12 protein-coding genes and 3 pseudogenes are annotated in these 7,650 nt (G+C 59.5%); 6 read left to right on the plus strand and 9 right to left on the minus strand.

Going from position 1 to position 7,650, the window contains the following annotated elements; all coding sequences use genetic code 11:
• Together G442_RS0118625 and G442_RS24710 are read right to left on the minus strand one after the other, a co-directional pair.
• A pseudogene (locus G442_RS0118625) lies at positions 1-293 on the minus strand (IS6 family transposase); the annotation flags it as partial.
• A 40-nt stretch (positions 294-333) separates the two neighbouring features.
• A pseudogene (locus G442_RS24710) lies at positions 334-726 on the minus strand (IS3 family transposase); the annotation flags it as partial.
• A 65-nt stretch (positions 727-791) separates the two neighbouring features.
• On the opposite strand from G442_RS24710, the pseudogene G442_RS24715 reads away from it, so the two are divergent.
• Positions 792-1,109: pseudogene (locus G442_RS24715) on the plus strand (DDE-type integrase/transposase/recombinase); the annotation flags it as partial.
• Between the two features lie 94 nt (positions 1,110-1,203).
• On the opposite strand, the gene G442_RS24720 reads toward G442_RS24715, so the two are convergent.
• Positions 1,204-1,302, minus strand: a complete 99-nt coding sequence (locus G442_RS24720; protein ID WP_246789546.1) for a DUF2840 domain-containing protein — start codon at positions 1,300-1,302, stop codon at positions 1,204-1,206.
• 163 nt (positions 1,303-1,465) lie between these two features.
• On the opposite strand from G442_RS24720, the gene G442_RS0118645 reads away from it, so the two are divergent.
• From G442_RS0118645 to G442_RS0118660, 4 genes are all read left to right on the plus strand, one after another.
• Complete coding sequence (locus G442_RS0118645; RefSeq protein WP_035376935.1) at positions 1,466-2,029, plus strand: hypothetical protein; 564 nt, start codon at positions 1,466-1,468, stop codon at positions 2,027-2,029.
• A 401-nt stretch (positions 2,030-2,430) separates the two neighbouring features.
• Positions 2,431-2,700: a hypothetical protein gene (locus G442_RS0118650; RefSeq protein ID WP_026399172.1), complete on the plus strand. Its 270-nt coding sequence runs from the start codon at positions 2,431-2,433 to the stop codon at positions 2,698-2,700.
• Positions 2,701-3,058: 358 nt separating this feature from the next.
• Positions 3,059-3,409 (plus strand): hypothetical protein, encoded by a 351-nt coding sequence (locus tag G442_RS26380; RefSeq protein WP_246789547.1) that lies wholly within the window; start codon positions 3,059-3,061, stop codon positions 3,407-3,409.
• Positions 3,406-3,783: a hypothetical protein gene (locus G442_RS0118660; RefSeq protein ID WP_026399174.1), complete on the plus strand. Its 378-nt coding sequence runs from the start codon at positions 3,406-3,408 to the stop codon at positions 3,781-3,783. Before G442_RS26380 ends, G442_RS0118660 begins: the two co-directional genes overlap by 4 nt.
• Positions 3,784-3,828: 45 nt before the next feature.
• Here the strand turns inward: G442_RS0118660 and G442_RS0118665 are convergent, their stop codons facing one another.
• On the minus strand, positions 3,829-4,017 hold the full coding sequence (locus G442_RS0118665) for a hypothetical protein (RefSeq protein WP_010511790.1): 189 nt from the start codon (positions 4,015-4,017) through the stop codon (positions 3,829-3,831).
• A gap of 120 nt (positions 4,018-4,137) precedes the next feature.
• Here G442_RS0118665 and G442_RS0118670 point away from each other — a divergent pair, with 120 nt between their 5' ends.
• The gene (locus G442_RS0118670) at positions 4,138-4,695 is read left to right on the plus strand and encodes a phosphate-starvation-inducible PsiE family protein (protein WP_026399175.1); all 558 of its coding nucleotides are present in this window, start codon (positions 4,138-4,140) and stop codon (positions 4,693-4,695) included.
• Between the two features lie 48 nt (positions 4,696-4,743).
• Here G442_RS0118670 and G442_RS25830 read toward each other — a convergent pair whose 3' ends face one another.
• The 5 genes from G442_RS25830 to G442_RS26385 all read right to left on the minus strand — a co-directional run.
• Complete coding sequence (locus tag G442_RS25830) at positions 4,744-4,908, minus strand: hypothetical protein (protein ID WP_169720802.1); 165 nt, start codon at positions 4,906-4,908, stop codon at positions 4,744-4,746.
• Positions 4,909-5,161: 253 nt separating this feature from the next.
• Positions 5,162-5,644, minus strand: a complete 483-nt coding sequence (locus tag G442_RS0118680; RefSeq protein ID WP_026399176.1) for an Hsp20 family protein — start codon at positions 5,642-5,644, stop codon at positions 5,162-5,164.
• A 168-nt stretch (positions 5,645-5,812) separates the two neighbouring features.
• Positions 5,813-6,499, minus strand: coding sequence for a ligase-associated DNA damage response endonuclease PdeM (gene pdeM, locus G442_RS23450; RefSeq protein WP_051292552.1), 687 nt, complete (start codon positions 6,497-6,499; stop codon positions 5,813-5,815).
• Complete coding sequence (locus tag G442_RS0118690; protein WP_154660422.1) at positions 6,496-7,329, minus strand: hypothetical protein; 834 nt, start codon at positions 7,327-7,329, stop codon at positions 6,496-6,498. The genes pdeM and G442_RS0118690 overlap by 4 nt, the downstream gene beginning before the upstream one ends.
• 54 nt (positions 7,330-7,383) lie before the next feature.
• Positions 7,384-7,650 (minus strand): DDE-type integrase/transposase/recombinase (locus G442_RS26385; protein WP_154660423.1); only part of this gene is annotated, 267 nt, incomplete at its 5' end.

A 7,650-nucleotide genomic window follows, 5' to 3' on the forward strand; every position in this document is an offset into this window, starting at 1 on the left:
TCGACGGCCCGCCACAGCCAGTGCGGCCTGCCGCCGATCACAATCCGGGCTTCGTCGAGATGCCAGATGTCTTCGCGTTTCGCCGACTTTCGGCGCAGCCTGCGCGCATACGCCGCCCCGAATTTCAGGCTCCACCGGCGGATCGTCTCATACGAAACGACAATACCGCGTTCGAGCAGCATCTCCTCGATCAGCCGAAAGCTCAGCGGGAACCGGAAATACAGCCACACCGCGTGCCCGATGATCTCACGCGGAAAACGATGTCGTTTGTAGCTGCAAGGCAGAGCACTCATGCAGCTAAACTATCACGCCTCACTTAACGTGACAGCACCGCAGCCGCCGATAGCCGAACCTACGCCTTTCCGCGGCCAATGCGCGAAGTCGGAGGCGGGCATCAGCGTCATCGTCATCGGGCCGTCGCGATGCATAGCGCCACGTCTTCGGATCGATGCCGACCAACCGGCACGCGCGGCGTTGCGTGTAACTCCGCTCCGTAATCGTCCAGGTCGCAGCATTTCGCCGCAAGCCGGGCGTCAAGAATTTTTTGCCAGCAGGTCTTTCAGCGTCGAGACGTCCATCACGCTCTCGGCCGGGAGCCGCTTCAGCCTCACGTTCTCCTCTTCCAGAGCCTTTAGCTGCCGCGCCTCAGATCCGCCGCCGACGCACCCGCCTGATGCTTTTAAGGATCCTGATAATCTCGTTCTGCGTTAAACGTGATCTCCTCATTGCCTGTCTCCGGTTAGACAGACCTTACTTAAAAACGAGGGCACTTCGCAGGGCAGGGTCAACCCCTCCTGCCCCGATTGTTGAAGAAACAGGACGCCAGGCCAAAACCCATGGTCACCGACAGGTCGAAATCATACGGGGCGGCCAGACGCCAGGTCATGCCGGGCGTGGAGCATCGCTCTCACAAAGGGTTGAACAACAGGGCGAAAAATTCACATCTACCGCTGCGAAAACGCGAACGCGTCATAAAACAATTCCGGGCCCCGGGAGGCTGCCAGCGTTTCTTCTCCGCCGTCCGTAACCTCTTCGTCGCACCCCGTTCCATCGACAACGCCCTCTCCCGGCACTTCCAGCGGGTAACTAAAATCGCAAAGTTAACGTGACAGCAACCCGGTAGCTGAGCCCTGCACTTCGAGTGAAGCAACACCTCCTACCCCGGCTGCATACATGGGACGGTCTGGTAGTCTTCGCCCGGACTCACCTGCGCATGATGTCGATGTGCGATTCAATTGTTCCATACGCGTCGGAGACCCGGCGAACGAAGGAGAACACGCTGCCGTGCGCGAAGTTGACCATGCGCCGCTGACGGTCGAGGATCGAATCCGCTAGCGGCCGACCGTCATAATCAGCAACTGAAGGTCTCTACATATCACCATTTTAATTCCTTGCGTGCTAGATCTTGGCGCTCCATATCTTCCGGGTCGTCCGACACTGCTTAACAGACACGGAGGATTCCAAAATGCATTTTTCTCGTATGATTCAGGCTGGCGCCTTTGTTGCTACACTGGCCTGCTGCGCGGCTCTGCCTGCGCAGGCTCAGGATACGTTGCGCGTCGTTGATGCACGGGGACACCAGGTCGGTATCCTGGTCCAGGGCATCGCGACGACAGCGGCAATGCCTGATATCGACATGTTCGAGGCCGTTGATCGCATGATGGCCCGCAATATGGCTCTCATGGAGGCGGTCGATCGGACATTGGGCTCGCGGCTGGACGGCGTCCTGCGCGCCGTTCCGGCTGTTGGTCATGACCTCCCGAAACAGAGCATCTCCTGGCAGCGTTTCGAGGCGGTCAGCACCGGTGGACCCACCGCCTGTACGCAGACAATCACGATCACATCAAACGGTCAGGCGGCGCCAATCGTTCATGTGTCACGCACCGGAAGCAAGTCCTGTGCGACGCTCCCCGCGCCGATGGCAGTTGACGATCCCGGAGATCAAAAGACTGGTTCCACGGCTCTGACGCCCGCCGTCGAGACGCGGACGGAAGTCCCGACAAACGGGCGCGCTGGAAGCGCTCTCTAAAAACAGGTGGTGGCCGGAAAACCCCGGGCCACCATCATAGAAGGAAAATATATTGATTTTCTGCGATCATCGCCATGATGTTTAACGAATATCAAACCCCCCCCCTGTAATTTCCGTCCGCAACACAACCACAAAAAATAAATACAAATATAAATAATAAAATTATTCATGAAGAAGAATCTGCATTTCGTACCCCTTGACGAGGCAAGCATCTCTTCCAATTTTGCTTTCGCCGGATGCCATCGGGGCCGGCATAGGCTCTGTGAGCCAGACAACTGGAATCCATGTTGCTTTAATCGGAGGATGTGGATGTCGACGCTGAAAGGACTTTATTCCCGCTATCGCCGCTCCCTGCGCACAGCCGCCCGGAGATGGCGCAACCGACTGGAGGGAGGCGTATCATGGTAACGCGCCCCCTTTTCGGAGACGATCCGCTCGCTCCGCGTGTCCTCTCCGTGCTCCGCCGCCTCGGTCATGACGGACGTGGTGTGACGCTGACGTCTCTGGTGGCCCATACCGGTATACCGGGGATCAGACTTCGCTCCACGCTGGAACGCCTGGTCCAGGCGGGCGCGGTCGCCCCTGCCGGGTGTGATCCCCTGGCCTCTGATATCGCGTTCCGTCTCCCCACGCGGGCAAGAGCCGCTCCGCCAGTTCCGGTCGCGGCGTAAGGCACTGACCGCGCCGGGTAGATCAGAAACGCCTTCTCCGAGCGGAAGCGCCATCTTTTCTGGAACGACCGCACGAATGAGAGGGTGGAGCGGGGCCTTCCATCGGGTGCCCCGCGTCTCTGAAGGTGAGGTCGAAAGCAGAGAGAACAGGGAGATGTCGAGTTTTATCCATTTTCTCAACCTGAAGGCGCTTCAGCACTATTGGAATAACCATCCTCCCGTGCCCCGTTCACTTGGGACGATGAGGCCAGTTTGGTCGCATTCCGCCGGAGAGACGGAGCGAGCGGAACAGACGGCCAAGCAACCTCGGCACCTTCGGCAGAGGGAGAGGCCACACGTCGCTGCGGGTCTCGTACTCATGCTGCTGGTCGGAATGGCCTCGCAGGCATCGGCTCATGCGCCGCATGATGTGCTGTCGTGCGAGACAGAAAAGCAGCCGGTAAACATTCCATCCATGCCACTGGCCCGCGCCATCGAGATATTGGGCCAGCAGACCGGGTGCCCGGTCCTTGTCGACCCAATCCTTATGGACGGCCGGACCTCGGCAGCCGTCAAGGGCGCCTATACGCCTCCGGCCGCCCTCCAGCATCTGTTCGGGTCCGTGCATATCGACGTCACCGCCACTGTTTCGGGCTTGAGCGTCAGCCCTCTGGATGCGACGGCTCTGACATCGGGCGACACGCGTCCCGGCCTGAGGACTGCATCATGAGTCTTCACACGGACAGGCCGAACAGAATTATGTCGCTTCCGACCGTTCAGATCGGTACAGAGCTGGCGGTCCTGCTGGCCGACTATCTCGGCGACCAGGAAAAAAACCAGGGATATGACGGCCTCATGCGTCGGGCGGCCGACCACCGGATTTACGATCGGGTTTCTCGCTGGAGAACCGCGTCAGACCCGGAAGCGACGACCGTCGCCGTGGTCCGAAAACTCCTGCCTGTCGCCGACCGCACGCACATGGCCAAGGCCTTGGGCTGGTCGTTGGGAGACCTCGAAAACCAGCTGACATCGGCCTTGCCAAAGGCCGTGCGAGATCATGGCAGAATATTGTCCTGTCGTCTGCCACGCTGGCACCGGCTCTGACCCGGATGTGCGCCGGAAGGGCCACGAGCCCTTCCGGAGACTGATTCAATCCGCATGGGGGTTCGCATCCACATCCGAAGGATCAAGCGGTTCGACCAGTCCTTCCTTGTCCGGATCAATTGGTGGCTCCTCTTCGTCAGGCGCCGGACGCGGGCGCTGTTCCTTCTCCCGAGAAGGAAGCGGAGGCGGTTCGAACGGACGGTGAGCGCCCATGATCCGTAACGTGTCCTGCATGGGGACATTCTCCATCGCTAGAGCAGTTCCACTGAGCCAGAGTTCAGTGGAACTGCTCTAAAAGAAAAACCAGACCCAGGACGTGGGAACTATAACTCGATTAATAGATGGGAAAACGCTATGGAAGACCTCTCCATGAAACGTTCCTGGCAGAGCAGGGACTGGTCCCGCTTCATCAAGCTGTTCAGGGGCCTGACATTCTACGAGCGTTTTGAACAGGCGATCATTCTGACCCTGATTGCGCTCATCATGCTGGTCACCGCCATCGCGACGATTCATCTGATCGGCGCGGTATGGCATCTGGTCGTTGATGTCGGAATCGATCCGATCAACCAGACGATCTTCCAGGCGATTTTTGGCGCGATCTTTACTGTTATCATCGCTCTTGAGTTCAAACACTCCCTGCTGGTCGTTCTTGCCCAGCATGAGAACGTCATCCGGGTGCGGACCATCGTCCTGATCGCCCTCCTGGCGATTGCCCGCAAATTCATCCTGCTGGATCTGCATGATGTGACTGCCATGGAACTGTTCGCTCTCTCGGCGGCTGTTCTGGCGCTGGGCATCGTCTACTGGCTGGTCCGCGAGCAGGATGCGCGTGTCGCGCGCGATGCCAGGGAACAGGCGCATCTCGAAGATGATCCTGCGGCCCGCTGTGAGCCTGAACGGTCTTCATCCTGAAGAACCGAGGTAAAGGCGGTCTATAACGCCGCCTTTACTCAATCCCCACTACGTCCCGTGCGATGAGGACGTCTTCTTCGCCGTCTCTGGCCCTGACGGCGCCAGATGATCTGTGTCGATGGGCCTGAATGGCGGAATGGGTTGTCCGGGATAATAGACCGGCCCCTTGTAGTTCTGATCCAACTGGCTTGCGTTCAAGCTGTCGACCAGCATATCACCTGTGCCGTCTTCGTAATGAGTGCGAGCCCCGGTTTGGGGGGATTGTGGACGTTCCCTCAGTCGCCATCGCATCGAACGATGTTGCAGCCGTCCGGACAATATCACCAGCATGTGCGCCCGACTGGCTCAGTAGAGACGAGCCCAGAGCAGCGCACGACAGAAATATTTTCATCCTCTTCATGCTCATGACCTTTCGAGATTCTCCCCCGGCCGGATGAATGGCCGGGGGAGAGTTTTCGTCACGCCATCAGGCTGCCTCTTTCCGCGCCTCGATCTGGGGCACGGCTTCCTCTGCACGTGTTGTAGAGGACGTAATCGCGATACGACGCGGCTTCATCGCTTCGGGTATCTCACGTTTCAGGGTAATGGACAGAAGTCCGTTCTCGAAGTGCGCATCGGTGACTTTCATATGCTCGGCCAGATCGAAGCGGCGTTCGAATTCTCTGCCCGCAATACCCCGATGGAGATATTCGGCGGCGCTTTGCGGCTCCTGCGCCTTTCGTCCTGTCACGACAAGAGTATTGCGCTCCTGTGTGATCGAAAGGTCGGCCTCGGCAAGTCCGGCAACCGCCATGTCGATCCGGTAATCATCCTCACCGGTCTTGACGATATCGTAAGGCGGCCAGTTATCGACCGTCGGAATCCGGCTGGCGAGATCAAGGGCATTGAGCACTCTGTCAAAACCCACGCTCGAACGGAACAGGGGCGCAAAATCAACGGTGGCTCTCATAGCCATATTCTCCTTTGAGCAACATGGACACAAGATCAAAACTGATAGTTCTGTCTGCCGACCCCTTCGGCGGCCGGCAGATTCAATCTGGGAACTCCGTGCATGGTGTCAAGAGGCATCAAAAATGCAGAAGGGCAGATTTTGGGGTCTCCCATCGCGCCTTCTTTTTCAAGCGCGTCTCATGTGAATCCTGAACGTCCCACTTCGCCCGGGCACATAGAGATCTGCTTCTCCTGGAAAGAGGGAGCGGATTGGCGGCATCATGACATCCATTCCCCCGGTGTATGTGCCGAAGGCCGGCAGGATCATGCGTCCGCCACCGACGATGAAACAGGGACGGACCACCATGTGACCCCCGAGACGAAGCCGGACTTTCGGATGGAGGTGCCCGGCCAGTTCCGGAATCTTCACCGTAGATGATGGCACATGGCGGAAAGCGACAGACCGCCGCTCGAACGATTGAACGCTGGTTCCAGGCAGTATTGAAGGCAGCGCAGGATCATGATTGCCCACGAGCCATATCAGCCGCGCCGCCCCGGCAAGTGTCGCAAGGCATTCCCGCGCGACGGCGTCAAGTCGGCTTGCGCCTTCGGCATCGTGAAAGCTGTCGCCGAGGGCCAGCACGGTTTCCGGGCGAACAGTGCTTACAAGATCAAGCAGTCTGGATAGGGTCTCGTGCGTGTCATAGGGCGGCAACAGGACACCTGCGTCGCGCCGGGCCGTTGCTTTTTCCATATGCATATCCGCGACAATCAGCATCCGCTCCGTCGGCCAGTAGACCGCCTTCTGCTGCAGCAGCATGAATTTCTCATGGCGCAACGCGATCACGACGCTGCCGTTCGCCCCCCCTTTCACAGCAGGTCCGCCTCATGTAGCAGCGCCTCGGCATCCCGCAGCAACAGATCCTCCCCTTCGCCGCCCCTGATCCGATTGTGCCCCAGTTCCAGTAGAATCGGCACAGCCAGAGGCGAGGCGCGGTCGAGGCGGCGGTGATCGATACGCCCCTGCGCACTTTCGACCAGCAGCTTGATGCGGTCGAAGCTGGTCAGTCCACGCTCCGCGTCCCGCCAGGTCGCACGAAGCAGCACATGGCCCGGGTCGTACTTACGGAGAACGTCGTAGAGCAGATCAGTGCTCGCGGTCATTTGCCGTCCTGTCCTGGCGCGCCCGGGGAGTTGTCGCTCCGTCAGGCCAGAAATAACCGCCACCTCCCGAAAGGCCCTACGTACAACAGCACTTTCAGCCAACCACTCCGCCATGTCGTCCACAAGCAAACGTGGGCTGAATATGGCTTCGATGTTACCGGGCTCCCGTACGGACCAGCATGCCAGCGCGTCATCGGTGGCGACGAACCCCAGTGGCGCAACCCCTGTCTCCTCTAGAAAGCGCGTTACCAGAAGGCCCAGAGTCTGATGGGCGCTTCGTCCCTCGAACCCGTACGCCACCAGATACCAGCGCTTACGGCGCGGAAAGGTCTCCACGAGCAACCGATCCGGCTCTGGCAGACTAGATCGCCGGGTCTGTGCGGTCAGCCACTCGCATACATCAGACGGCAGCACGCCCCAATGTGTCCGATCACTGATCAGCGCGCGCACGCGGCGGGCCAGGCCCCGTGACATCGACAGACGATTGCCGCCATAGACCGGAACACAGGGTGTCCGGGAGGTCGCGCGCGTGACGGTCACGGGGTGCTGTCACGTTAACTTTGGCTTTTTGAGTTACCCGCTGTCCTGACGTTTTCAGGCGGGGAGCGCGGTGGCGCTATTCCATTGGGCAAATGCCCTGACCCGCCGGATGTGCCGGGAGAGGGCGTTGTCGATGGAGCGGGGCGCGACGAAGAGGTTACGGACGGCGGAGAAGACGGAGACGAAACGCTGGCAGCCTCCCGGGGACCGGAATTTTTGCATGACGCGCTCACGCTTTCGCAAGGGCAGATGTGAATTCTCCGCCCTGTTGTTCAGCCCCTTGTGAGAGCGGTGCTCCACACCCGGCATGACCTGGCGCCG

The sequence above is a fragment of the Acetobacter nitrogenifigens DSM 23921 = NBRC 105050 genome (assembly GCF_000429165.1).
GTDB classification, from domain to species: Bacteria; Pseudomonadota; Alphaproteobacteria; order Acetobacterales; family Acetobacteraceae; genus Acetobacter; species Acetobacter nitrogenifigens.